Source organism: Gammaproteobacteria bacterium, assembly GCA_013816845.1.
In the GTDB taxonomy this organism is placed as follows: domain Bacteria; phylum Pseudomonadota; class Gammaproteobacteria; order DSM-16500; family DSM-16500; genus Aquicella.
The window spans coordinates 463,123-489,459 of the sequence record JACDDU010000003.1 but is presented as its reverse complement, the minus strand read 5'-3'; the positions used below and the strand labels follow the sequence as shown (position 1 = coordinate 489,459).

The window sequence follows — 26,337 nt, the reverse complement described above, 5'->3', positions numbered from 1 at the left end:
CATATACGCTATATTCCTCACTCACCTCTCGGTAAGCACGCACATTTTTCACTCTCAATTTGTTAAAGATCATTCGCTTCAGAAGTCCGGCATTCTACACCCTCACAATTTACTGTCAACAAAATATTTCATTTGTTTTCAAATAAAAGCGAAGCACCTTTTTTCAGGTGAGGCCGGAGGTTAGTTGATAAAATTAGTTTGGTTGCGATGCCCGTTTGCAGAAGGAACTTAATTGCACATTCTTCTTATGCGGAGCTTAACCAACCTCAAAAGTATAGCAAATAAAGAACAAAATGTCTAAATTTGATTCAATAAAAGTTTAATTTTACTTTCTCTTTGCTTCTAAGAACTTACGTAAAAACTGAGCAGTATAAGAGTCTTTAGATTTCGCAATCGTTTCCGGCGTTCCCTGTGCAATAATTTTTCCGCCTCCCGCTCCGCCCTCCGGCCCCAAATCAATAACCCAATCGGATGTTTTAATGACATCGAGATTATGCTCTATGATAACAATGGTGTTTCCTTGATCGCGTAATCGGTGCAACACTTTCAAAAGCTGCTCTATATCAAAGAAATGCAAGCCGGTGGTGGGCTCATCTAAGAGATACAAAATTTGCCCTGAGCTTTTGCGTGAAAGCTCTTTCGCAAGTTTAATGCGTTGAGCTTCACCACCCGAAAGTGTTGTCGCATTTTGACCTAAAGTAATATAGGACAACCCAACGTCCACCAGGGTTTGGAGTTTTCGTCCGATAACGGGGATCGCACTAAAAAAGTCGCGCGCGTCTTCTACAGTCATATCTAATATTTGACTGATATTTTTACCTTTAAAAAGGATTTCAAGCGTTTCGCGGTTGTAACGTTTCCCTTGGCAGATATCACATTGAACATAAACATCAGCTAGAAAGTGCATCTCAACCTTGATAACTCCCTCTCCCTGGCATGCTTCACAGCGTCCACCTTTTACATTAAAGCTAAAGCGTCCGGGCAAATAGCCGCGTGAGCGAGATTCCTGCGTCCCCGCAAAGAGATCACGAACCCCCGTAAAAATTCCCGTATACGTGGCTGGATTGGAACGTGGGGTACGGCCGATGGGGCTTTGGTCAATAACCACCGCGGTTTCTAAATATTCTAAGCCATCAATACGATCATAAGGTGCAGGCTCAGCAGAAGTAGCTCGATTCAGTAATCGTGCAGCTAGAGGGGCCAAGGTATCATTAATTAAAGTAGATTTTCCTGATCCCGAAACCCCGGTTACACAAGTAATCAATCCAATCGGAATGTCGACATCGATTGATTTCAAATTATTGCCACGTGCACCCCGCAAGCTAATTTGTTTTTCGGGATTAAAGGGAAAACGTTTGAGTGGAATGGGAATTTGCCGTTTGCCCGATAAATATTGACCCGTTAATGATTCAGGAGCACGCATGAGATCGCTAGGCTTCCCTTCTGCAACAATATGGCCTCCATGTACCCCCGCTCCTGGCCCTAAATCAAGCACATAATCAGCGCTTCTGATCGCATCTTCATCATGTTCTACGACAATAACGGTATTACCTAAATCGCGTAGATGGTGTAACGTTTTTAATAATCGTTCATTATCACGCTGGTGCAACCCAATTGAAGGTTCATCCAAAATATACATCACCCCCACTAAGCCTGAACCAATTTGACTGGCCAAACGAATACGTTGTGCTTCGCCACCAGATAGTGTTTCTGCACTCCGATCTAAACTAATGTAATCCAAACCTACATCGACTAAAAAACTAAGCCGACTAATTAATTCTTTAAAAATTTTTGCCGCAATCTCACCGCGATAACCAGGCAAATGCAAATGTTCAAAAAACTTTTTAGATTGACCAACTGGCCAGGAAGCGATTTCGGGTAAACTTTTATCGCTAATAAAAACATTCCGACCAGCAAGATTTAACCGTGCACCGTGACATTCCTCACAAGTTTTTACTGCTATATACTTATGCAAATCTTCGCGAACAAAATCAGACTCAGTTGCATTATACCGACGCTCAAAATTGGGAATAATCCCTTCAAATGCATTGCGTTTTGTATAACTATAACCATCATCATCTTCATAATGAAAACGAACAATTTCACTATCGCCCTGGAGCAATACAGTTTTAATTTTTTTAGGTAGCGCACTGAAGGGCACGTCCAAACTAAATTTATAATGCTTAGCTAAAGAAGTTAGGATGTGATGATAGTAACCATTGCGTTTATCCCACCCGCGAATAGCACCTTCTGCTAAGCTGCGCTCGGGATTAACGATCAAGTCAGCATCAAAAACTTCATTAACGCCTAAGCCATCACATTCAGGACATGCTCCGACAGGTGAGTTGAATGAAAATAATCGAGGGGACAACTCAGGCAAACTATATCCACAATCAGGACAGGCAAACTTAGCGGAAAAAACTTTAATTGGTTTCTTTGGCTCATCAAGCAAACCCACTGCGGCTAAGCCATCAGCAAGTTTTAACGCGGTTTCAACAGATTCTGCTAGTCGGACACGCATGTCGGGGCGAACTTTCACGCGATCAATCACTACTTCAATGGTATGCTTTTTGCGCAAATCTAATTTCTGAGGCTGATCAAGCTCAATTAATTTACCATCGATGCGAGCGCGTACAAAACCTTGTCCTCGCAACTCTTGCAACAATTCAACAAATTCACCTTTGCGCTCTTGCACTACGGGAGCCAGCACCATAATTTTAGTATCTTCCGGATAGGCAAGTACGGTGTCGACTATTTGACTCACGGTCTGTGCTTCTAAAATCTGTCCATGCACATGGCATCGTGGCTGCCCTGCTTTTGCAAACAGTAAGCGCAAATAATCATGGATTTCTGTAATCGTTCCTACTGTCGAGCGAGGATTATGCGAAGTCGATTTCTGCTCAATTGAAATAGCTGGAGACAAGCCTTCGATATGATCCACATCAGGCTTTTCCATCATGGACAAAAACTGGCGAGCATAAGCTGATAGCGATTCAACATAACGGCGTTGGCCTTCAGCATAAAGCGTATCAAAAGCAAGAGATGATTTTCCCGACCCAGACAACCCGGTGATTACAATTAGTTTGTCTCTCGGTAAATCGACATTAATATTTTTTAAATTGTGGGTTCTGGCCCCACGAATACGGATATATTTCATTACCTACCAGTTAGCTATAGAGGAGAAAGGGCAACATTATATACGATTTTTATCTGCGAGGCGTACCTAGGCTCAATGCGCTTATGGTTTGCTTGCGAGCCAAAAGGTATAATGCCCAGGCTTTAACCCAACTCACGCAAATAAATACATGACAAATAATACTCAAACTAAGATGACTTCGACAGAATGGAAAGCGATAGGCAGCATTTCCACCATCATGGCTTTGCGCATGATTGGGCTTTTCATGATGATTCCCATTTTCTCCTTATATGCTACAGGATTACAAAATGCGACCCCGCTCTTAATTGGGTTGGCCCTGGGAATTTATGGCTTATTTCAAGCTCTTTTTCAAATTCCTTTTGGTGCGCTCTCGGATCGCTTTGGGCGAAAACCTATTATTTTTACTGGATTATTATTATTTGTGCTTGGCAGCATCATTGCAGGCACGTCTCATTCTATTTTTTGGATGATCGTGGGCCGCAGCTTACAAGGTACGGGAGCAGTCGGAGCGACATTGCTTGCGCTCATGGCTGATCTGACGCGGGAAGAACATCGAACCAAAGCCATGGCCATTGCCGGTATTTCTATTGGCTTTTCTTTTTCCATTGCTTTATTTATCGGCCCCATTCTTAACCAATGGATTTCAGTAGGCGGATTGTTTTATCTCGCTGCATTTTTAGCGCTGATGGGAATGACGATGCTCTACTTTTTACCTACACCGCCACGTATCTCCCAAATAAAACCGCGCGGTCAATTTTTTTCCCTAATAACCCACGCTCAGCTCGCTCGATTAAATATCGGTATTTTTATTCTGCATACGCTTTTTACTGCAACCTTCGTCGTGCTGCCCATTATCCTTCGCAATACGCTCGGCATCGCAGCTGAGGATCAGTGGCTTATTTATCTCCCGACTTTATTATTCGCCTTTGCCTGTTGCTTAATCATGGTAAGTATCGCTGAGCGTAAACAACAACATCGGTTTTACTTTTTAATGAGCATCTCTTTATTAATTACGGCCGAGGTTTTACTCTGGAGATATTCAACCCAGTTACCGCTCATCGTCTTCAGCTTAGGGTGCTTCTTTACGGGCTTTTCCATTCTTGAAGCGTTTTTACCTTCATTAGTATCCAAGATAGCGCCGCCTGGAGCGAAAGGAAGTGCATTGGGGCTCTATTCTTTTGCGCAATTTTCCGGTATCTTTGTCGGCGGTGTGATGGGTGGATGGCTGTATGGTCACATCAATTTTCAAGCTGTTTATCTCTGTTGCGCATTGCTTGCCTCTCTTTGGCTTTTAATTGCCTTCTCTATGCAAACCACCCGCATCACCACACACATGCTCAAACTGCATCCGACCCGATTAAAAGGATGGGAAAGTATTGCTGCTCAATTGCAAAAACTTTCCGCAGTTCATGAAGTGACATTTGTTGCGGAAGAAGGCATTGTTTATATAAAAATCGAACGTGAGGTCTTACAGAATCCATCCTTTATTGCCTTAAAAGAAGCGGCACAGAGCGCTTGCCCTTAGATTTAAATAGCGATACAACAAGGTACCGATCCCCTTCAAGATAGGGTACGGTATAAAATGCAAAAATCTAGTTAGGAGAAATGAAATGGCACGAGGTGTTAACAAAGTAATATTAATAGGTAACTTAGGACGCGATCCTGAAATGCGTTACACGCCAAACGGCTTAGCAGTTGCCAACATTACACTTGCAACAACCGATTCATGGAAAGATAAACAAAGCGGGGAAAATCAAGAACGCACTGAGTGGCACCGTGTTGTAATGTATCAGCGCTTGGCAGAAATTGCTGGGGAATATTTACGCAAAGGCTCCAAGGTTTACATTGAAGGTCGTTTACAAACGCGTAAATGGCAAGATAAAACCAGTGGTCTTGACCGATTTACGACAGAAATTATCGCTGAAAACTTACAAATGTTAGATAGCAAAGGCAGTGGGGATAATCGTTCAGACGCAAATTTTGAACCACGCACAGTTGCCGCAGCACCCGTTGCCGCAGCGGCAGGTGGAAATGCAGCGCCTGCAATGGATAGTTTCGACGATGATATTCCATTTTAAAAACCACCATTAGAAAATTTGTTAATTTTTACCCTAAAGCCCTTATTGTGAGGGCTTTATTTTTTATAGATGTTGATTTTAGGTATCAGGGTCACGACGGACTTTTAATATATAAATTTAATTCCATATGATGCGTTGTTGTTTTTTAAAATGAATACGTTTTTTAATTTTTTGGTTTCATACTTAAATAAGTTAACAAAAAAATATGATTATGTTGTGATTTTATTTATAAATTTATTATATTCAATAGGATATTAAAGCTATTTGGTCATGGGTAGAAAGACCATTTTAAATTCAGTAATCTAGCAATATAAAACTATTTAGCATGAGTGTTAAAGAAAAATATTACAAAGAATTATATAAATTAAAGCCATTAATTTCTGAAAGTTATTAGTGGCTTTTTTTCTAAATAAAAATAGAAAATTAAAAATAATCTATGAAATCAGTTTAGCTGGAGAAATGTATGAAAAATGAAAGCCTCCCAAACGTAAATGACTTTGACGCCTATCACCCAGAGCATGTCCCACTATTTGAAGCAATCTATGGCAAAAATTTAATCTCGCTAGGGGGGCTAACCGCTATAGACAACATGTTTTCAGATTTAAATATAAGAGGGCTGAAAGCTTTAGATCTAGGGTTCGGCTTAGGTGGTGTTGCATTCTATTTAGCGGAAAAATATCAAATGAATATTGCTGGAATAGAGATGTACACTTGGATGGTGCAGTATGCCAAAAGCCACGCTCCTTCAACTTTATCTAATTCGCTAGAATTCAATACCTACGATAGCTTTGGCAATTTTCCCTATGAACCAGAAACGTTTGAGCTAGTATATAGCAAAGGCGTTTTAAATCATGTTGCTGATAAAGTAAGCTTATTTAAGCAAATCAATTCAGTATTAAAGTCCAATGGATTATTTGTGATCGCGGATTGGATTTTCTTAGAGACAACAAACGGCAGCTCAGCTCCTGTAGTTTGCGAAACAAAAGAATCTTATGAACAAGTGCTACTCGATACTGGTTTCAGTGAAATTAGTTTTCGTGATGACAGTGAATTATTTCTCAACTATGCCAAGGAATTATTAACTAGACTGTCTAACAACCAAAGTCTCATTAAACAAAAATATGGGGAAGAATTATTCTTAATCATTCAGAAACAACATGAAGAACTAATTGAGAAAATCCAACAACATCAAAAAATAGCTACTAGGATTGTGACAAAGAAAGCGCCATACTAGCAAAAATTAATCTAATGCTTTAAAACACACTCTTTATAGATAGTATCTTAAAAAATTGGCGAGACTAACGATCAAAATAATATGCAATTGGCATTAACTTTTCACAAATTATATTTTACAGAGAGTGACTTAATAAAATATGGTTTTAAATAGTTACAAGTTATTTAGAAGAAAACAAAAGATTTATTGCTAACTTCCATTTTAATAAACCGCCTCTAGGCTTAAGTTAAATATATAATCCGCAGGCTTTTAAATTAAAGCTCAAATACAATTGCAGCAGTTATCAGCAATGAGGTGCTTCTTGATTGGGTTCATTTGCATATAAGATTTGAAGTGCAGCTTTGCCACCTTCCATGCGTGTAACCTCGTGCCCTCAAGGCTTCGCGAAGAAAATGACGGGTTAAAATGAGTGACACAGATTACTATCACAGTTTGTTGCTTAGCAAAATCCTGTTTAGTGCGCATGGCTTATACGAGCATGATCAATAACTTGAACGAGTTATTGATTGTGGGCGTACCCATACGATTAAATTAATGAATAGAGATAACAATGGCTAGATGGATAACGAAAAATTGTAAAGCGAATGGAGTGGACGTGCATTACCGTCGGACCGGTGGTGACAAACCTCCTCTCGTTCTATTGCACGGATTAATGCTAAGTGGAGCTTGCTGGATTCCCTTGGCGAGAGAATTAGAGGAGGATTATGACGTTGTCATGCCCGACGCTCGAGGGCACGGGCATTCCAGCGCTCCGGGCCATGGTTACTATTATAACAATTTCGCAGCTGATGTTGTGAGCCTCATTGAAACGCTCGGATTAACGCGTCCCGTACTACTTGGTCATTCCATGGGTGGCATGACAGCCGCTTTAGTTGGGAGTCTGCAACCAAGACAACTCCGTGGACTTATCTTAGCGGATCCCACCTTCTTGACACCGCAATTCCAGGAAAAAGTTCACAAGAGTGACGTGGCAGAGCAACATCGTCGGATTCTCAATCAGTCAAAAGCGGATTACCTGGCTAAAGCTCAGGTTCGACACAGTCATCGCACACAAGAAATTATTGAGTTATTTGCCGAGGCAAGATTTCAAACTAGCATTGATGCCTTCGAAATTTTAACACCACCCAATCCTAACTATGTGCAATTGATCAAAACGCTCGCTATGCCAAGCCTACTTGTCATCGGTGATGCTGGCTCCATCGTCTCAGTTGAAATGGCCACCGAACTTACTAAACTCAATCCACATTTACAAGTTGCACAGATTGCAGAAGCTGGCCATGCTATTCCCTTTGATCAGCCCGAGCATTTTTTGGCTGTAGTTCAAACGTTTTTACGTTCAATAAAAAGCTAAGTTTCTTTCTGAGTCAGGAAACACTTTTTTAAAATTCGTCAACAATTTAATTTTTTAACTTAAAAAAGTTAAAGCGTCTGAGGGGCAGTACAAAAATAAAAGTTCACTTTAAATTAGGAGATCGTCAATACATGACGCGTTTAAAAAACAAAGTTGCAATCATTACTGGGGGTAATAGCGGTATAGGCAAAGGGATTGCCAAGCACTTCTTGGCGGAAGGAGCACAAGTCGTTATTTTTGGTCGCAATCAGCAATCGCTCGATCAAGCCAAAGAGGAACTAGGCGACCCACTATTGGTCGTTCAAGGTGATGTAACTAATACTCAGCATTTAGAGAATCTGTATAAACAAACCTTATTGCAATATGGTCAATGCGATATTTTAGTAGCTAATGCAGGCGTAGGAGAGCGTATTCATATAGATAACGCAACGGAAGAAAATTTTGACCGAATGGTCGATAGCAACTATCGCGGCACTTTTTTTACGGTCAGACACGCGCTTACTTATCTCAACCCTCGCGCCTCTATCATTTTAATTGCATCCTGTGGCGCGACGATTACCCTTAAACGCCATAGTATTTATGCTTCCACTAAAGCTGCCATTGTGAAATTAGCAAAAAGCTTTGCTTATGACTTAGCCGATAGATCAATCCGTGTGAATAGCATTTCCCCTGGATACGTGAAAACACCTATATTTGATGAGCGACTGCGAAGTGATCCTGGATATTTATCACGCCGCGAAGCCAACATACCCTTAAAAAGAATCGGTACACCGCAAGATATTGCTAATGCAGCATTATTTCTTGCAAGTGACGAATCTTCATACATCACAGGAATAGATTTATTAGTCGATGGCGGATATTCGGCATCATTTCCCGAGCCCACTTAATTTTGCAATTTTGGTCCAACTGTTTACGCCAAAATGTTTTATAAAAAGTGAGGAAAAATCAATGCTCATTTAAATCGCTTGCTGCAATAAAAAAGCACATAAGCGTGTCAAAAATTAATTAATCATTGTCACTCCTGCGCAAGCGAATGGCTGCAAGCATTGAGAATGAATCACTTAAGAGTTATGTATAAAACCACTAGTGGGACAAAGCGCTTAAGCTTTACCAGCTTTTTTCTTATGAAGTTTCAATGTCTGAATCGATAGACATACGGCGAGCGCATAAAATCATAAAAAGACCTTTTTAGTCTAATGTTCAAAAGGGTCATTAAAGTTAAAGTAAAAAAAACAAATGTAGTTACTTTATTATAAAAAATGTTTAGCAAAATGATTAAAAGTATAAAATCGTTTTAATCATTTAAGATAATAGTTATTTATTCAAATAAATTGATAAACTAGGTTTACATTAGATTTAGGATGTGCCCAGATAGGAAATTGCGTCAATGAAGAGCCGTTGCTATTGATGAAATAGACACGGCTTTTTTGCGTACCGGAAAATAAATTAAGGATGAAAAAAATGAGATTGAAATTAATTAGCCCATATTGTCTGATGGTTGCCCTGGCCAGTGTTCCCACTTGGAACTTAGCAAACGCGGGGCCAGAATCCATTTCTGAAACTGAAATTAAGCATCGTGCCGAAATAAGTACGCTTCAACGTATTGAAAAGGATTTTGATTTTGATTGGAACCGATATGTCACCATTGAACCCAACAAATTAAAAATTGCTAACGTTGAAGCCTTTATTGCGACACTCGGCGACCCCGTGACATTATCCTTGCTAGATCGTCAAGCTTTAGGAAAAATATTTTACAAGCTGGGCACATTTTACACCCACATTGAACGAAAATCAGATTTAGCGATTGCTAAACTGAGCAAAGCTGACCAACTACTCAGCATTCCAAAAGATAAAGCTTGGATATACAATCATCTTGCTTATGCTTATGAACAAAAATTTGCAGCCTCCAAAAACGTAATTGATAAGAAACGAGCACTTGATTTTACCCATAAAGTTATTGCAGTGTTATATCCCGGTCATCGTAATCAAGAAGTTGCTTTTGCTTATTGTGTAAGAGGATTAATCCATAATGATGCGAAAGATTTTGATCATGCAGAAAAAAATTACCGTTTAGCACTACATTTGTACGAAAAAATGCCGAATGGTAAAGATGATCAATATGCTCGCGCCAAAAATCGACTTGCACACATTATCTTAGATCAAACTGGCCGCGAGAAAGAAGCTTTAACACTCCTAGAGGAAGTCAAAAACTATTGGCAAACCAGTGGAAAAATTACACATGATCCTTACGCCGCTAGAAATTTACTCTCGTTAGGCGAAGCTTATTTAAAAGTGGGCAATGCGATCCATGCACGTCGTGAATTTGAAAACGCTATTTTAATTTATAAAAATGTTTATGGTCAGGATAATGATATGCTGGCTAAACCTTATCAATTGCTTGCTGCTGCTAATCAAAAAATTCGAGCTTTGGAACAAGCTTCTTTAGGCGAAGATCAGCTTACCAAATAACTAACGTTAGTCTATATTTTTCTGTTTTAATTTCATAATGACTGAGAGCCGCTTGCAAGGCGGCTCTCAGCAACTTGCCTTTATCCTTCTACAACAAGTTTTCCTTGGCCTTCAAAAGAGGAATTGCTTTCCCCAATGACTTGGGTCATGGCTTTGATGGGAAAAGTTCCAACCTTTTCTTCTTGCACCACAACAAAAGACTTGGATTGGTTGGTAAAGGTACCTTCTGGAAAAAGTTCGATATGTTTGACACTTCGAAACAAACGATTATCACAATTCACCTCCATGATATATTTATAGAGTTGATTTTGTGCGGTGTTGTTTCGAATAGTGACGCCATGATTTCCTTCAACGTAACTATATTGGTTACGGTGTGAGTGTTGATTGGGTGCATTGGCGAGTGCTGATGCATATCCTAAAGGTGGACGAGTTTGGGTCACATCCATAATTCCTCCCACTGCACCGGGAGAGGTTTCCGTTGTTTCTGAAATAATGCGATAACCTTTCCCTTGATGAGCAAAGGTTTGAAAACTAGCTAAAGTGAGGCTTAATAAAAACGCATATTTAAATACTTTTGCAATTTGCATGGTGTTTTCCTTAATAAATTAAAAATGAAAGAGTGATATTGCGGGAGGAAAAGAAAAATAGAATGGTTTAATGAATGACCCATGCACACATGAAGATAATGCACACAAGTTCCATCACTAAACGTGTGGAGACAAACTTCAAGAAGGGAAATATAACGAAAGGAGCGCCATTTTCATGGAAAAGATTTCAAGTGTCAAGTGTTTTCCATTAGGATTTTAATCGGGTCGGTTTGTAGTCGTAGCCCGATGAATTTTCCACCGTAAGGTCAGGTTGCTCTCGCCATACGTAACTTGTAATCGTTGCTTTAACTGTATTAAATAAGGCAAATAAAGGAAAAAATAGCGGACATTGCGAACGTCTTTTTAAATTTCTTGCCTTCATTTTAAAATCATCACTATGATGGGCTAATTCTTCAGTTGCAAAAAGTAAATACTCAATTTTATCTTGTCGATCGAGAACTTTATCAATATTGCTCATCATAATTTTTTTCAAGTCGTCGACTTGTTCTAAAATTAAATCGGTTTTAGTTTTAGCCGCCTGCACCGGATCTTGCATGATGACCATTAACTCACGATTCGTTTTTGCAACCCGAATTTTTTCAAAAATGCCCAGCTGCATCGAGGTGGGAATTTTTTCATCTACCGCAAGAAATGCAAATCGATCAGGAGCAATAAAGGCATAATAAACACCATGAGGCGTGCTTAATTCGTGAATCCCATTCTCACCTACCAGCGCATCTGCAACCGGCAAGAGTTGTTTTTTTATGAATTTTTCTTCTGCTGATTTCCATAAAAAGTTTTTAGAAGCAGAGGTTGATAAGATCATTCCGTCGGGCTGAAGATAAACAATGATGGTTGCTATTTTCATGTTCAATCTTTCTCCTTGACCGCGTTTTTATTCTAGTAGTTGTTATCGGAATATCATTATTACCAGGAAATGATTTTCAAATAAATAAAATCCATATTAAAATTGCCATAACTTTGCCAGGTGCGCCAATTTAATATTGTTTTATTAATGCCCTTGTGACTACTTTTAGCCATAGCATACAAATGCGCGCTCGAAGGAGTGGTTCCGAAATCGCTTGTCAAAATTATGCAACATTGCAAACCACCCGGGCAGCATGAGACCGAAGGAGATTGTTGGTGCAGGAAAGCTTTAGGTAAGAAGATTGAGAAAGCTTGAGGTATACTTTTTATCAGTCGTCCCTATGCAATGACTATCACTAATGGATATACCTTTGACAGGAGAGTCACTTTATGCGGTTTTATCACTGTACTTTAATAGCAAGTTCGCTTCTTATTCCCTTTTTAACTTTAAATACTACCCTTGCCCAAGGTACCCCGCCCACAACAGAATTAGTTATTGAATCCGATAAAATATTTGATCCGAAAATACTTTCGCTTAATTCTATGGCTATGTATGAAAAAACATTTAATTTTGACTGGAATAATTGCGCAACCATCGTTCCTAACAAATCCAAAATTGTCGAAATCGATAGTTTTATCAGAGCGACAGATCGTAGAGAGTTTCAAACTTTATCAGCTCAAGATCAAGAAGCGCTAGGTCGCATGCTTTATAAGATGGGAACTTATTATACTCATATTGACCATCATCCAGACCGCGCAATTCTTTACATGGATATGGCGAGTAAATTATTACGTAAATCTGAAGAAAAAAGTTGGAATGACAATCATTTAAGCTATGCCTACGAACAAAAATTTGCGCGCTCTTTGGAAAGCAAAGATAAGAAAAAAGCTGACTATTATGCTAATAAAGTTTTAACTCAGCATAAGAATCAAACTAAATCAGTCGCCTTCGCTTATTGCATGAAAGGCATGCTGGATGGGGATTCAAAAGATTATACGCATGCTGAACAGCACTTTCAAAAAGCAATTAATATTTATGAGCATCTTCCGAATGGTAAAGATGAACAATATGCTCGGGTCAAAAATCGACTCGCTGCCACTTTATTAGCAATGAACACGCGTGATGATGAAGCCCTACTAATGTTGCAGCAAGTGAACCAATTTTGGCAACATCGAAATGCAAGTCAAAATCCATATGCTGCGCGAAATTTTCTTTCCTTAGGTGAAGCTTATTTAAAAATTGGTAATACCAATGAAGCCACGGCGAAATTAAAAAGAGCTATTCAAATTTATCAAAATGTTTATGGCAATAATGATGAACACTTAATTAAACCCTATGAATTACTATCTTTTGCTTATAATAAAAAAGGTGATGAGCAACTCGCCAAAACTTACGAGCAACGCGCGCTTCATCTCAATAAATTAATGACATCATCACGTTAATTATTGCGGAACAATGACGCTTAGCGCTGATGGAATTAAGCTTATTTTGACAGGTGGTGAGCATATTGCGTCACCATCTGCATAAGCAAGATATTGTTGGGGGGCATTAATTGTAACTTGCTTACCTTGTAATACCTTAAAACCCGGTAAATCTAAATGCGTCCCCTTAAACAAATGAGGTATGGCCGTCAATGCACGCCACTTTGAAATATCACTGACCATCACAATATCTAGCAACCCATCTTGCAGCGAAGCATTGGGTGCAAGTTTAATGCCTCCGCCATAATAAGGCGCATTAGCAACTGCAACCGTATAACCGAGATGATCAATGTCAACATTATCGATCTGAACTTTAAATGAGATGGGTTTAAATTTGAAAAGCGCCTGCAAACCACTCATTAAATAAACAGCAGGACCTTTAATAAAACGTGCGCGATTCGCTATATCATTGGCAAGCGAATCAAAGCCTAAACTACAAATACCTAAAAAGGGCTGACCATTGACTTTAGCCAAGTCGATTTTAATGATTTTACCCCGAACCAAAAGCTGGCAAGCACGCAAAGGATGCAATGGAATTTTGAGCACGCGCGCTAAATCATTGCCTCGACCAGCAGGAATCAAAGCTAATGTTCCTTGATTTTCGTAAATGACGGCAAGCAATGCCCGGACTGTCCCATCACCGCCTACACTTGCAATAATTTCATTACGTTTTATTCCGGCAAGCGCGGCTTCCTTTGCTTCTTGAATATTCTTTGTAATGTGTGTGTGAAAATTAATCGCATGTTTTTGTAAATATTTTTCAATTTTATTTACAAGCGATAATGCTCTTCCTCTTCCCGCAATGGGGTTAACTAAAACACAAAATTTTCGGTTATCCATGATCAATCATCGTCTTAACGCTAAGCACGTAATGTACAACAAAACACGGGAACGAGAAAATCCATTCATTAACCTACGTTGGCAAATAAAATTATTATTGTTATGATAATGACTGATTAATAACCATAAAGTAAAGAATATGTTAAGTATTGGATTAATGAGTGGAACATCGATGGATGGAATTGATGCAGCGCTCATCGATACGGATGGCGAAGCTGAAATTAATGATCGTTTAGGGCAATTGCACATCCCTTACCACCCCTGCTTTACTATCCTTTTAAAAGCCACTGAATGGGCGATAAGAAAAAATAAAGGTGATTTAGAAAAAGCATCCTTAAATTATCAGCAATCGCTTTACGATTATCTCGAAGATGAACTCCATCTCTTGCCCTTAGCGCTTAATGATAAAATTGAAGAACTGAACGCTTATCTTTTTGCTCATAGCGATTCTAATCAAAAAATTAACTTAGCCATGGTAATCAAACATTCAACCGACTTGCACGGGCAAGCGGTGCAAGCCTTACTCCAATCAACGCGCTATCAAGCCCAACAAATTGATGTTGTGGGTTATCATGGTCAAACAATGTTTCACCAACCTTTGATTAATAAATCGATTATTATCGGAGACGGACAAGCATTAGCAAATCAAATAGGGATTACCGTAGTCAATGACTTCCGGCGCCTCGATATGGCAGCGGGGGGACAAGGCGCTCCTTTAGCGCCCCTCTACCATCAAGCGCTCGCTAAACGAGATAAAAAAATTCCTGCGGCGATTATTAACTGCGGCGGTATTGCTAATATTACTTTGGTGAATAGTGAAGCAGATAGCGACCTCATAGCGTTTGATACGGGACCAGGAAATGGATTGTTAGATCGACTTGTTCGACATCGAACACACGGTACAGAGCACATGGATAAAAACGGTCATTATGGATTAAAGGGTCATGTTCATGATGAAGTCTTAAAAGCACTCTTTGCGAAATCCATTCTTCGTGCGGGCGAAAATTATTTTGCCCTACCCCCTCCTAAATCGCTTGATATTGGTGAACTCACATTAATTCCTGAACTTGCAATGCTGACGTTAGAGGATGCGTGTGCAACGCTTGAAGCATTCACGGCTGCGAGTATTGTAACCAGTGTCATCCAGCTTAATATTGATTTACCACGCTATTGGGTTTTAGTCGGAGGAGGTTGGCATAACCCTGTTATCTACAATGAATTGAAATGTCGTTTAATCGAAAAATGCGGGATAGACACAAGCATCGTTAAAGCTGATGAAATGGGTTGGAATAGCCAAGCGATGGAAGCACAAATTTTTGCATACCTTGCCGTGCGTAGTTTGCAAAAAAAACCTTTGAGCTTACCCGGGACTACAGGCGTTAGTAAACCGCATTCAGGCGGTCAAGCTTTTCTGCCCAACAGACTTGCTACGCAGTAACTGCTAAAACACTTTTCAAATTTTCAACGCTTATTTTCGCACCGCTTAAAATGATAACTACGTTTTTGCCTTGTAACGTTTCGCTACATTTTATTAATGCAGCTAGCGCTACACCCGCTGCGCCTTCGACTAGCATATAGTGAGTCTTAATCAAGGTTACAATAGCTTGTTTAATTTCTTCTTCGCTCACAAGAATATATTGATCAACGTAGCGTTGGCAAAGTGGAAAAGTAATAGCATCCGCCACAATGCCGCCCGCGGTCGCATCCGAAATGGTAGGGAGCGTGTGCATTTCAATAATCTTTCCTGCTTTAATTGATTCTGTCATCACGGGAGAATTAATCGGTTGGGCGCCAATAATCTGGATGTGCGGCGCAACTTGTTTTAAAAAGCCTGCAATACCTGCAATTAATCCCCCGCCCCCAATAGGTACAATAACCGCATCAATAGATTTCAATTGATTAATAAGTTCATAACCAATTGTTCCCTGGCCACTAATAACTTGCTGATCATTGTAAGGTGAGATATAGATACGATCATGTTGCTTGGCATAAGCTTTGGCAAAACGCTCTGTCACCATCGTATCGTTTCCATGAAATTCAATGGGAACCCCATAACTCTGAATCGCTTCCACTTTGGCAGGGGATGCATTCTCGGGTACAAAAACCATGCCTTTCATTTTTAACTGATGCAATCCAAATGCAACGGCAGTGCCATGATTTCCGGATGAAGCCGTTACAACACCTTGTGTGCGCTCAGCAAGTGAAAGCGTTAATAACTTATTAAAAGCCCCGCGGGCTTTAAAAGCACTAGTAAATTGTAAATTTTCACACTTCAAATATACTTCTACGCCAGTCAGCTTGCTAAGTCGTATTGAATAATCGAGAGGTGTCTTACGAATGTAATGGTGAATGCGACTTGCAGCGGCCAACACTTCATTCATGACATCAAACATAAGCGCCACTTCCGTGTTGAAATTTGATCTCTCTATTTTACCAAATTTTCAAGAGATTAACGCTTGTGATCACATAAATTTTTTACTTTTATATGATTGAAAAATGTAAGACAAACCATATCAAACGTCTAAATGTTGTCTTACTAGGTTTTGCGCATTAAACAGCTGCACTAGGTAAGATGGAGGGCAAAGCCAGCGTATGCTGGCTCACTTAATTTTGAGGAAAATACAAATACTCTTTAATTCAAGGTGATTGCGCAATCCATGTAGCTTGCGTTGCAGGTGTAAATATCATCGTTAAACTTTTTCCAATTTGGATTGGCAAGATCAGGCTGAATGCTAGGATGAATTGTTTTTAATCTAACCATTTTAAACTTACTATTGTTGTAAGTAAAAAATACAGAAGTTTCCGTATGGTTTGGCGAACTATACGCAACGCCTGAAACGAAATTAAAAACATCGGTTCGATCTTTGCTAAGGGTTGCATTTGAAACGTCTTCTATAAGGAGGCGGCGATTGAAGTCATGACATTTTAATTTGTTTAAATGATTTAATTTACAAGTGAGTCGTTCTGGTGGGTGGTAACGCTCTGTTGCATTAGCGACACTCATTAATCCTATTATTAAAGTCACAACACTTATCCTTAATTTAAACATCATCGCTCAATCATCCCTGTAATAATTTAAAATCGCGTGGAGGTTAGCGGTTCAATCCGAGGCTGTCAACCCAGGAAAATAAGTAAGGCAATAAAAAATGTTAATTTAGTTTCAATTTGGTATGATTGCGAAATCTATCAAAAGTGATTAAATATAAAATTATTTATCATCATAAAAGGGACCTGGTATGACTACTGCTTTACTCTTGTTAGAAATCCAGAATGATTATTTTCCGCAAGGAAGGATACCATTAGAAAAAAGTCTTGAAGCAAGCTACAAAGCTCAAGCAGTTTTACACGCTTATCGTGAAAGTAAGCTACCCGTTGTCCATATACAACATATTTCCACGCATCCCGATGCAGCTTATCTTTTACCTTGCACAAAGGGTGCTGAATTTCATACCAATGTTGCTCCGATCAAAGGTGAGACCATTGTCAAAAAACATTATCCAAACAGCTTCAAAGACACGGCTTTATTGAACCATTTGAAAAAAAATAAAATTAGACACCTTGTTATTTGCGGCATGATGACGCACATGACGGTGGATGCAACGGTGCGTGCAGCATATGACCTTGGCTTCACTTGTACCGTCATTCATGATGCATGCGCTGCACGTCAATTAGAATTTGGGCATACGATCATTCCTTCCCAGAATGTTCATTATGCATTTTTAGCTGCATTTCAACCGTCTTACGCCAATATCTTAGGGAGCGATGATGTGCTTGAGCGAGCAGACGTGCGTATAGCCGAGGCATCTTAAAGGGTACTCATGAATTGGGAGTCTTCTTATTCACCGCCCGATCCGCTTGTATGGCAAGGTCGTGCCGATATTCCGGCTGATTCTTGTTTTTTCCAGCGTATGCAGACTTTAAATTTATTAGAACACCTTCCTCCTCAATGCACTCAGCTAGCTTTTGCTCTGATTGGCTTTAAGTGCGATGAGGGTGTAAGACGTGATCAAGGTCGAACGGGAGCGACGGAGGGACCGACTGCCATTCGACATAAACTAGCTAAACTGCCCATTCAAAATCCTAACATTATTTGTTTTGATGTAGGAAACATCACCTGCACAGATCATGATTTAGAAAAAAGTCAGGCAGCTCTTGCTGAAGTCGTTGCATTATTGCTAAAGCAAAATATTCGACCGATCGTTTTAGGTGGGGGTCACGAAGCAGCCTGGGGACATTATTTAGGCATAGCCCTGGCCTATCCTGCAGAAAAAAAACTGGGAATTATAAATTTTGATGCCCATTTTGACTTGACGGCGCCACGTGGACATAAGCCTAGCGCGCAGAGTGCGTTTTACCAAATCGCCATTGCTCATCAAAAAGCGCATCAGCATTTCGACTATAACTGCATTGGTATCCAACATGCAGGCAATATTCGCCAACAATTTGAAGTGGCAAAAAAATTAAAAACCAAATTGATTTTAGCGGATGAAATGCATCAAGGTTTACAGGAAAAATGTTTTGATTTTGTTGATCGAGTGATCGATGAAAACGATTCCATTTATATGAGTATTTCGCTCGATGTGTTCTCTCCCGCCTTTGCACCTGGAGTGAGTACGATCCAACCGCTCGGCTTGAATCCTTGGCATACCATTCCTCTCATCCGTCAAGTTGCCGCTTCAGGAAAAGCTATCAGTTATGATATTGTTGAGCACGTGCCACGGTACGATGTTGATCATCGGACCGCTAAACTTGCAGCAACTTTAATTTACGAAATAATTCACCATCATAATGAAAATCCTCGAACGTGGTAAAAATTTGCAACTTTCCTCCACCGCCCCCCTAGAACACCCGTTTGGCCAACCTATTTATCCAGTATTACTTCGTTGGTTTTCGAAAAAAGGTCGCAAAAATTTGCCCTGGCAACTTAATAAAACGCCTTATCGAGTTTGGATTTCGGAAATTATGTTGCAGCAAACACAAGTCAGAACGGTACATGATTATTTTCTACGTTTTATCGCCCGCTTCCCTACAGTTCAATGCTTAGCTAATGCACATGAAGATGAAGTGTTACATGTTTGGACGGGTTTAGGATATTACCGACGTGCCAGGCTCTTGCATAAGACCGCTCAATTAATAGCTACTGAGTTTAAAGGTGAATTTCCTGCTGATGTAGATATTCTTACCACCCTGCCAGGTATTGGACGTACCACGGCTGGGGCAATTTGTTCGTTAGCTTTTGATCAGCCTGGCGTTATTTTAGATGGGAATGTCAAACGTGTCCTCGCTAGATATTATGCGCTTCAAAACCCCACAATTGAAAAAATTGCTCAGAAACAGTTATGGCAATGGGCCGCTTACAATCAACCTAAGAAAAAAAACTTTGCTGATTATACGCAAGCTTTAATGGATTTGGGCGCGCTCGTTTGCTTGCCAAAAAATCCTAAATGCCTAATCTGTCCACTCGTCCAAAGGTGCCAAGCCCATCACCAAAATCTCACCCACCTTCTGCCCGTAAAAAAACCGAGTGCGAAATTACCCACTAAAAGCGCTACTTTTTTAGTTTTCTGTCATGGTTCAACCGTGGTTTTACAAAAACGTGAGAGCCAAGGAATTTGGGGCGGTCTATGGAGTTTACCCGAAGTCGAGGGACTTCCCAGTGAACCCAAATTTACACGATTTAGCCAAACCACTTTCAATGTAAAAATTAAGAATTACGAGAAGTTACCCCTCATTCGGCATACTTTTACGCATTTTCATTTAGAAATGCACCTGCTTATAATTAATCTAACCAAAAAAAAATGCTTACCCGCCGATGCTATTTGGTTTGATTTAAAGCAGCCGCAAAAATTAGGCATACCCAAACCCATCTTAACGCTATTAAAAGGGTTAGCTGAAAATTATCAGGTCAGTATATAATGACGTTTTTTTAAACTAGTGGAAATCCCATGGTACGTAGTATTTTTTGTCAAAAATTAAAAAAGCAAGCTGACGCACTACTTTCACCACCTTTACCCGGGGCGTTAGGTCAACGGATTTTTGAAAATATTTCCCAAGAAGCTTGGAAAAATTGGCAAGCACATCAAACCATGCTCATTAATGAATACCGATTAAGCATGATTGACCCTAAAGCCAAAACGTTTTTGCTGACTGAGATGGAAAAATTTTTATTTGGTGATGGCTCAGAGAAACCGCCTGGGTTTGTTGGTCATTCATAAAGTCTGCGGCGTTGATCCTAGCGTTGCCACAGCTTCTGCCACGTCTTGCGCAGCTTTTGGTCCCACCCCTGTTACAAAGGGAAAATCCACGACGTAATAGCTCGGATTTAACAAACTAAGCAAGCGTTGACTTACGTCCATCAAAGCACCTGCTTCCCGTAATTTTTGTTCGTTACGATACGGCAGAGGCAAAAACTTTTTATCGACTAATCCTAAAGGGATCAACAAATCATCTTCAAGATCTGGAAAACAAGTTATCTTTTTACCTTTTACAATAGCTTGATTACTCTCTTGAACAAAAGCCAATGCAGATACGCCGTGGCACACAGCACTGATAATTTTACCCGCTTCAAAAGCTTCTTTAATTTTTTTGTGTACGCTTAAAGCAACGTTGATGTCAAATAAGGCACCATGCCCACCGGCAACGTAGAGGGCATCAATATCTTTAATGGAAATTTCATCAACCGCTTGCATATTATTTTGCAGGGCCTGCAAAAATTTTAAACCAATTTCACTGCTTGGCGCAAACTCAGGCTTGGTCCCTAAACCCACATGACATAATAAAGGCCTAATGACCACACTGTTTGGATCGGCAGTAGGCTGCTTGCCATCAAGGGTGAAAAAAAGCGCTTGCCAGCCATTTGCTTCAAAAACAAGATAAGGCGTCAAAACTTCTTCCCAGTGATAACCAAATGTACTAACAATAATCGCCACGGTATACATCACTCGCCCCTTGCAATGGATAATTTCTACCTTAGTGAAAAAAAAGCTTGAAGGCAACGATCAAAATGCATGTTCTACTTGACTGCTTATTCATGTATCGGTTAAATAGGCACTTCTTTGTTGGCCAGATAGCTCAGTCGGTAGAGCAGAGGACTGAAAATCCTCGTGTCGGCGGTTCGATCCCGTCTCTGGCCAATCGCATGAAGTCCCGACCACCCTGATTACCCCTTTTTTGCACACTGCCCTCAATCATGCATCATGGCGATTTAAATTTCTGTGTGATAAATTCCTTTTAAGAAAAAATCCAAGGAAGTAAGGTTTGATATGAAGGATAAAATTTTTGTTGTCGCAAGTTATGCCGATTCTCTGATTAATTTTCGACTGCAACTCATGCAAGAATTTTTAAAAAGAGATTTTGAAGTCGTTGCGTTAGCTCCACACGATCTTGATGTAAAAAAAATTTTAGAAACTAAAAATATTCGTTTTATTGATATCCCCTTGCAACGAAATGGCACCAATCCGCTAAAAGATATTAAATTACTTATTGCGCTTAGAAACATTTTTCGCAAAGAAAAACCATCTATAGTCTTTTCTTATACGATTAAACCTGTGGTTTATGCTTCGCTTGCAGCGCAACTTGCTGGGATTTCCCAAATTTATTCCCTCATGACGGGAACCGGCTATGCCTTTTCAAATCACAATTTAAAAAGTAAATTGATTGGGAAAATTGCAAGAAAACTATTGAAAACTGCACTGAGTCAGAACACCAAAGTATTTTTTCAAAACCCTGATAACTTGGCATTTTTTATTAAAGAAAATTTAATTACTTCGCAAAAACCCGTGGCCATTTTTAATGGTTCAGGGGTGGATTGCCAAGCTTTTTATCCTGCCCCTCAGCCTGCAGACGTTTCCTTTTTAATGATCGCACGATTATTGTATTGTAAAGGGGTTTGCGAATATGTCAGTGCAGCAGCCAAGCTAAAAAAACAGTATCCTCATGTTCGATTCAAACTAGTAGGATGGCGAGATACGAATCCAGAATCAGTGAGCCAGCAAGAACTTGATAACTGGATCAAACAAGGTGACATTGAGTTTTTAGGTAAGCTTTCTGATGTGAGAGATAGCATCGCAGATTCCTCAGTTTACGTTTTGCCTTCTTGGAACGAAGGCATGCCGCGAACCGTCCTTGAAGCAATGGCGATGGGGAAACCGATCATTACCACCGATACGCCCGGGTGTAAAGAAACTGTCATTCCTTCTAAAAATGGATTTCTCATTCCCGTGCAAAATGTTGACGCCTTATACAAGGCTATGGCGTATTTCATTTTACACCCAGAAAAAATTAGCGGGATGGGTGAAGTGAGCCGCCAAGTAGCAGTTGAAAAGTATGATGTCAATAAAGTTAATCGCAGTATGTTGGAGGCAATGGGAATTAGGGTGGCATAGTTGATACTTTGAACCATCAGTTTGCTGCCAGGGTCGATCGGCTTAAGTGCACTTCGAATACTATTTCGACTACGTCAACCCGGGAATCACAGCGAGCAAGCCAATAATCAATGTAACCTCGATTTAGAAATGCTGATAGCCTTGTGTGGGCAAAGATCCAATGAAACCAGTTAACTGGATGCCCGGCTCCGATTTAACTTCCCCAATGCAAGTGCAATTCATTTGTGCAGTTTGTATCATTTGCAAAAATTCGATTTCCTTCGCAAGCGGAATAGTAAAACATAATTCATAATCATCACCTGCCGTAAGTGCGTATATTTTGGCATCTTGAGGTGATAGATATTTTTTGAGCGTTACTGACAAAGGTAAATTATCGGTATTAATTTCTGCGCCCACCTGACTTTGAGTGAGAATGTGATTTAAATCGGCATACAATCCATCAGAAAGATCAATTGCACTCGTAGCAAAAGTTCGCAGAAGCATACCTAATTTTACTTTAGGAAAAGGTTGATTTAATCGATTGAGTACAAGTTGATTATCTTTTGATGATAAAGTCATTTTGCCGAGCGCAACTTGCAAACCCAACCCTGCATCGCCCATCGTGCCACTTACATAAATTTTATCACCGACTTTCGCACCACTACGACGCAGCGCCTGATGCGGTGGAACCCATCCAAGCGCTTGGATGGTGATTGATAATGCACCACGCGTCGTATCTCCCCCGACTAATTGCACGTTAAATTCTTTTGCTAAATTAAATAATCCTTGCGTAAAGTCTTGCAGCCAACTTGTATCAGCTAATGGCAAAGTTAATGCTAAGCTAAACCATGCAGGCAATGCGCCCATGGCAGCAAGATCGCTTAAGTTTACCGCTAAGGCTTTATAGCCAATATCATAAGCCGCCGTGTTTTCGGGAAAATGCACACCCTTAATTAACGTATCTGTCGATAAAACCAATAATTGCGCAGATGGCAACCTTAATAAGGCAGCATCATCACCAATACCAAGCTCAACATCATCGCGGGTCAGGGTTTTATTTTTAAAATACGTTTCAATGATAGAAAATTCTTTGGTAGGAATGACTTTTTCTAAAGTCATAAGAAATACCTTTTTTTAAAATAATCTTACCTTAGTTTAACGGATTGCTTTACAGAATTACTATTTTCTTGAATATCACTAAGAGCCTGCGCGAGGTTAATTTTCAATAAACTTTGGCTAAAAAAGAAAGGACCATTATTCATGGCGTTAAGTTGGACTGACACTTCTCTGGTCAACGATTCTAAAGTTTTAGCTTTGTGTACTATCGTAACGATCTGTTGCATCTCCTTCATTCTTGTCGGCGAAAAAGCACGACGATTGAATAGAGACGTCATGAATGATTTTGTGGAATTTTTATAATGATCAATCGCAAAAAGAATAGCAAGTTTACCTGCTTCTAATTCTTTTTTCTGGATAAGTATTTGTGCAACATCTTCTTTTTCTAAATCAACAATTTTATTTTCTAAAACCTTTAATTTCTTTTCCATAGAATCATTTAATGTAACTAAATTGTCTAAGGTTACCGGAGATTTACGATGCATGATAAATATTTCATCTAACTCGGTTGCAAGTTGGTTCATACGCACACGAACTTCCCGGTTTTTAACCGTACTAAGGTCATCTAGACGCCTAGAATAATCTAACAATCGATTTAAAGTTGCTTCAAACTTCATAAATAAATCATTTATTTTTATAGCAATCTCATCCGAAGAAGAAGCACCTTTAAGATATTCAATACCAAGTTTATCTAACAACATGGCCAACGCTTCACCTTTAAAACCTTGGCTTGCATCGGATAAAATTGTTTTAAATCTAGAGGAAAGGGCGTCAAGGTTTACGTTATTGTTATTGTTATTGTTATTGTTATTGTTATTGTTATTGTTATTGTTATTGTTATTGTTATTGTTATTGTTATTGTTCGAAATTGAATTTGAATCAGGTATGTAGTGTAAAGCCTCCTGTAATGACTCTGGAGATGAGAGTGAAAGAATGTTTCGTTCATTATTTTCTACGAGGTGATTGTTAAAGCCAATATTCAATTCTTCAGATTTTTTTTCAATCTCTAACAGCGCCACGCGCGCTTGATTGGCTCTTTCGATAACTAAGTTAGCCTGTTCCTGTACTCCAGGTCGTGCTCCTCTCATATCCAACTGATGGTTAATGTCTTCAAGAATGTGTTTAGCTTTTTCTAAGGAAGATCGCTGGCTAACATCAGAATTCAACATTGTCTGCAGCAGGCTAAAATATTCAAATTTCAATTTTTGAGATAGGTCGATTTTATAAATTTCAGTTTTAGCCACTTCTAGTAATTCCCTAACAAGATCAGCATGAGGTTGTTGAAAATCAGCCGGATTTTCGATATTAGAAATTAACTGTTTCGTTTGCTGAAGGTAATGATTAAATAAGTAAAGCTTTCCAGATGTTGATAATATCGTTTCCACCATAACGACTCCGAGACTAAAGACATCGTTATGCTCGCCCACGATATTGATTAGCACTTCAGGAGCAACAAAACCGGGGGTACCTTGAACTTTGTTCCACTCCGCTGCTTTTTCTTTCTTTACACTTAAATTAAAATCGATCAATTTGAAGTTACTAAAGATCTTTCCTTCCTTATCTTTTGAGTTAACGCTCACTCTAATATTTTCAGGCTTAATATCCCCATGTATGATATCTCTTCTGACAATTTGATCCTGATAAGCAGCAATTAATTGTAACGAGAAATCTAAAATAAAACGTCCATAATTGTCATTTGGTACAACCATTGAATTCAATGCTGACTTTAAATTCATTCTAGGAAAATATTCCATGACCAAGTGGGCCTGGGCAGGCGTTTCAATCATCATCTTCGCATGCAGATCGGGAAGATCTTTAGCAATAGTTGCTTCATATTCAATTTCTTTTTTATTGCCTAAGGGATCATTTATTTTGGAACTTTTGACAATATAAGATTTTTTTGTATAAGCTTTTTGTATTTCATCTTTTGCATTTAATTCATTTTTAGCTTTAGCTTCATCTTTTCCATATTCTGTGAAAATTGCTTTTCCAGCTTTAACTGTTACTTTTCCAACTAATTTACGAATCAATCCAAACACGCCCCCTTCTAATTTGCTTTTGGAATGAATAGGCTCTGCTACTTCATAAACAACGCCAATTTTTCCTTGTCCGCGATGACGCAATAAAAGGTCATAGTCGGGAATTGAAACTTCATAGTCGTACATAGAAAACAGCGTGGTTAAATGCAGTGGATATTTTTTGCCGCGCGTGAGTGTAGTATAGTCAATGTGATTCGCTTTAAAGATGACGGGAAATTTTTTTATATCAGTTTTTAACTCAGTTAGTTTCTGATTATATTCATCTAATAATACGGGCGTACGATCTTTAGCGTTTTTGAAAAGCTGAATAAATTGATCAATTAGTTTTTCCAATCTAATGCCGTGGAGGGTTTCAATTAATAACCCGCGTTTAATTAATTCTTGTACCAGCGGAAATAAGTCTGGAGAACCATATTGCACAAAATTATAGAAAGCATGGTCATCACTTTCTTTCGCTTTAGTTAAATAATTAGTTCGCAACTCAAATAGAATGTTGAGCTTCTCATGCAGGCGTAACTGCTGATCGCTATGACGAAGCAAAGTCGTCATCAGCAAATTATCGCGAACGCCCTCCAAGTGAGTGGGATTTAATTGAATTAAGGGCAAAGTGTTCGCAAACATATTTTCTTTCTCATTTATTAGTAGTGCTGATAACTAGTATAGAACCCAAAAATGAACATAGAATTAAGGGTTTAGTTAGCCTTCGCCTTCTTAGGTTGAATGGAGGTAACTATAAGATTTTATTAAGATAGAT

General features: G+C 39.4%; 22 protein-coding genes and 1 tRNA gene. 14 read left to right on the top strand and 9 right to left on the bottom strand.

Annotated features, from left to right (window positions below; translation table 11 throughout):
- Positions 1-325: 325 nt before the first annotated feature.
- Entirely contained in the window at positions 326-3,157 is a 2,832-nt protein-coding gene (gene uvrA, locus H0W64_08270; protein MBA3661706.1) for an excinuclease ABC subunit UvrA, read from the bottom strand.
- Between the two features lie 148 nt (positions 3,158-3,305).
- Here uvrA and H0W64_08265 point away from each other — a divergent pair, with 148 nt between their 5' ends.
- The 6 genes from H0W64_08265 to H0W64_08240 all read left to right on the top strand — a co-directional run bounded on the left by H0W64_08265 (position 3,306) and on the right by H0W64_08240 (position 10,289).
- Entirely contained in the window at positions 3,306-4,682 is a 1,377-nt protein-coding gene (locus H0W64_08265) for an MFS transporter (GenBank protein ID MBA3661705.1), read from the top strand.
- Positions 4,683-4,767: 85 nt separating this feature from the next.
- Positions 4,768-5,235: a single-stranded DNA-binding protein gene (gene ssb / locus H0W64_08260; protein ID MBA3661704.1), complete on the top strand. Its 468-nt coding sequence runs from the start codon at positions 4,768-4,770 to the stop codon at positions 5,233-5,235.
- Between the two features lie 463 nt (positions 5,236-5,698).
- Complete coding sequence (locus H0W64_08255) at positions 5,699-6,469, top strand: methyltransferase domain-containing protein (protein ID MBA3661703.1); 771 nt, start codon at positions 5,699-5,701, stop codon at positions 6,467-6,469.
- A gap of 550 nt (positions 6,470-7,019) precedes the next feature.
- On the top strand, positions 7,020-7,820 hold the full coding sequence (locus tag H0W64_08250; GenBank protein ID MBA3661702.1) for an alpha/beta hydrolase: 801 nt from the start codon (positions 7,020-7,022) through the stop codon (positions 7,818-7,820).
- Between the two features lie 131 nt (positions 7,821-7,951).
- Positions 7,952-8,707 (top strand): glucose 1-dehydrogenase, encoded by a 756-nt coding sequence (locus tag H0W64_08245; protein ID MBA3661701.1) that lies wholly within the window; start codon positions 7,952-7,954, stop codon positions 8,705-8,707.
- 574 nt (positions 8,708-9,281) lie between these two features.
- Positions 9,282-10,289 carry a tetratricopeptide repeat protein gene (locus tag H0W64_08240; protein ID MBA3661700.1) on the top strand — a complete coding sequence of 336 codons (1,008 nt, stop codon included), beginning with the start codon at positions 9,282-9,284 and terminating at the stop codon, positions 10,287-10,289.
- A gap of 80 nt (positions 10,290-10,369) precedes the next feature.
- Here the strand turns inward: H0W64_08240 and H0W64_08235 are convergent, their stop codons facing one another.
- Together H0W64_08235 and H0W64_08230 are read right to left on the bottom strand one after the other, a co-directional pair.
- The gene (locus tag H0W64_08235) at positions 10,370-10,876 is read right to left on the bottom strand and encodes a hypothetical protein (protein ID MBA3661699.1); all 507 of its coding nucleotides are present in this window, start codon (positions 10,874-10,876) and stop codon (positions 10,370-10,372) included.
- A gap of 208 nt (positions 10,877-11,084) precedes the next feature.
- On the bottom strand, positions 11,085-11,744 hold the full coding sequence (locus H0W64_08230; GenBank protein ID MBA3661698.1) for a hypothetical protein: 660 nt from the start codon (positions 11,742-11,744) through the stop codon (positions 11,085-11,087).
- 389 nt (positions 11,745-12,133) lie between these two features.
- Between H0W64_08230 and H0W64_08225 the strand changes: the two genes are divergently transcribed.
- Positions 12,134-13,186, top strand: a complete 1,053-nt coding sequence (locus tag H0W64_08225; GenBank protein MBA3661697.1) for a tetratricopeptide repeat protein — start codon at positions 12,134-12,136, stop codon at positions 13,184-13,186.
- Here the strand turns inward: H0W64_08225 and H0W64_08220 are convergent, their stop codons facing one another.
- Positions 13,187-14,065: a diacylglycerol kinase family lipid kinase gene (locus H0W64_08220; protein ID MBA3661696.1), complete on the bottom strand. Its 879-nt coding sequence runs from the start codon at positions 14,063-14,065 to the stop codon at positions 13,187-13,189.
- Positions 14,066-14,204: 139 nt separating this feature from the next.
- Between H0W64_08220 and H0W64_08215 the strand changes: the two genes are divergently transcribed.
- Positions 14,205-15,503, top strand: a complete 1,299-nt coding sequence (locus tag H0W64_08215) for an anhydro-N-acetylmuramic acid kinase (GenBank protein MBA3661695.1) — start codon at positions 14,205-14,207, stop codon at positions 15,501-15,503.
- Here the strand turns inward: H0W64_08215 and H0W64_08210 are convergent.
- A complete protein-coding gene (locus tag H0W64_08210) occupies positions 15,493-16,458 on the bottom strand; it encodes a threonine/serine dehydratase (protein ID MBA3661694.1) in 966 nt (321 codons plus the stop codon). The genes H0W64_08215 and H0W64_08210 overlap by 11 nt on opposite strands.
- Before the next feature lie 239 nt (positions 16,459-16,697).
- On the bottom strand, positions 16,698-17,090 hold the full coding sequence (locus H0W64_08205) for a hypothetical protein (GenBank protein ID MBA3661693.1): 393 nt from the start codon (positions 17,088-17,090) through the stop codon (positions 16,698-16,700).
- Between the two features lie 211 nt (positions 17,091-17,301).
- Here H0W64_08205 and H0W64_08200 point away from each other — a divergent pair, with 211 nt between their 5' ends.
- The 4 genes from H0W64_08200 to H0W64_08185 are packed head-to-tail and all read left to right on the top strand — an operon-like array spanning position 17,302 to position 20,280.
- Entirely contained in the window at positions 17,302-17,874 is a 573-nt protein-coding gene (locus tag H0W64_08200) for a cysteine hydrolase (GenBank protein ID MBA3661692.1), read from the top strand.
- Positions 17,875-17,883: 9 nt separating this feature from the next.
- Complete coding sequence (hutG, locus tag H0W64_08195; GenBank protein MBA3661691.1) at positions 17,884-18,876, top strand: formimidoylglutamase; 993 nt, start codon at positions 17,884-17,886, stop codon at positions 18,874-18,876.
- Positions 18,854-19,981, top strand: a complete 1,128-nt coding sequence (gene mutY, locus H0W64_08190; GenBank protein MBA3661690.1) for an A/G-specific adenine glycosylase — start codon at positions 18,854-18,856, stop codon at positions 19,979-19,981. Before hutG ends, mutY begins: the two co-directional genes overlap by 23 nt.
- A gap of 29 nt (positions 19,982-20,010) precedes the next feature.
- Positions 20,011-20,280 carry an oxidative damage protection protein gene (locus tag H0W64_08185; GenBank protein ID MBA3661689.1) on the top strand — a complete coding sequence of 90 codons (270 nt, stop codon included), beginning with the start codon at positions 20,011-20,013 and terminating at the stop codon, positions 20,278-20,280.
- On the opposite strand, the gene H0W64_08180 is transcribed toward H0W64_08185, so the two are convergent.
- The gene (locus H0W64_08180) at positions 20,275-21,003 is read right to left on the bottom strand and encodes a DJ-1/PfpI family protein (protein ID MBA3661688.1); all 729 of its coding nucleotides are present in this window, start codon (positions 21,001-21,003) and stop codon (positions 20,275-20,277) included. The two genes, H0W64_08185 and H0W64_08180, sit on opposite strands and share 6 nt — an antisense overlap.
- Before the next feature lie 122 nt (positions 21,004-21,125).
- Here H0W64_08180 and H0W64_08175 point away from each other — a divergent pair.
- A tRNA-Phe gene (locus tag H0W64_08175) sits at positions 21,126-21,198 on the top strand.
- Between the two features lie 129 nt (positions 21,199-21,327).
- A complete protein-coding gene (locus tag H0W64_08170; GenBank protein ID MBA3661687.1) occupies positions 21,328-22,449 on the top strand; it encodes a glycosyltransferase family 4 protein in 1,122 nt (373 codons plus the stop codon).
- A 123-nt stretch (positions 22,450-22,572) separates the two neighbouring features.
- On the opposite strand, the gene thiL is transcribed toward H0W64_08170, so the two are convergent.
- A complete protein-coding gene (thiL, locus tag H0W64_08165; protein MBA3661686.1) occupies positions 22,573-23,547 on the bottom strand; it encodes a thiamine-phosphate kinase in 975 nt (324 codons plus the stop codon).
- A 26-nt stretch (positions 23,548-23,573) separates the two neighbouring features.
- Entirely contained in the window at positions 23,574-26,204 is a 2,631-nt protein-coding gene (locus H0W64_08160) for a hypothetical protein (GenBank protein MBA3661685.1), read from the bottom strand.
- Between the last annotated feature and the right edge of the window lie 133 nt (positions 26,205-26,337).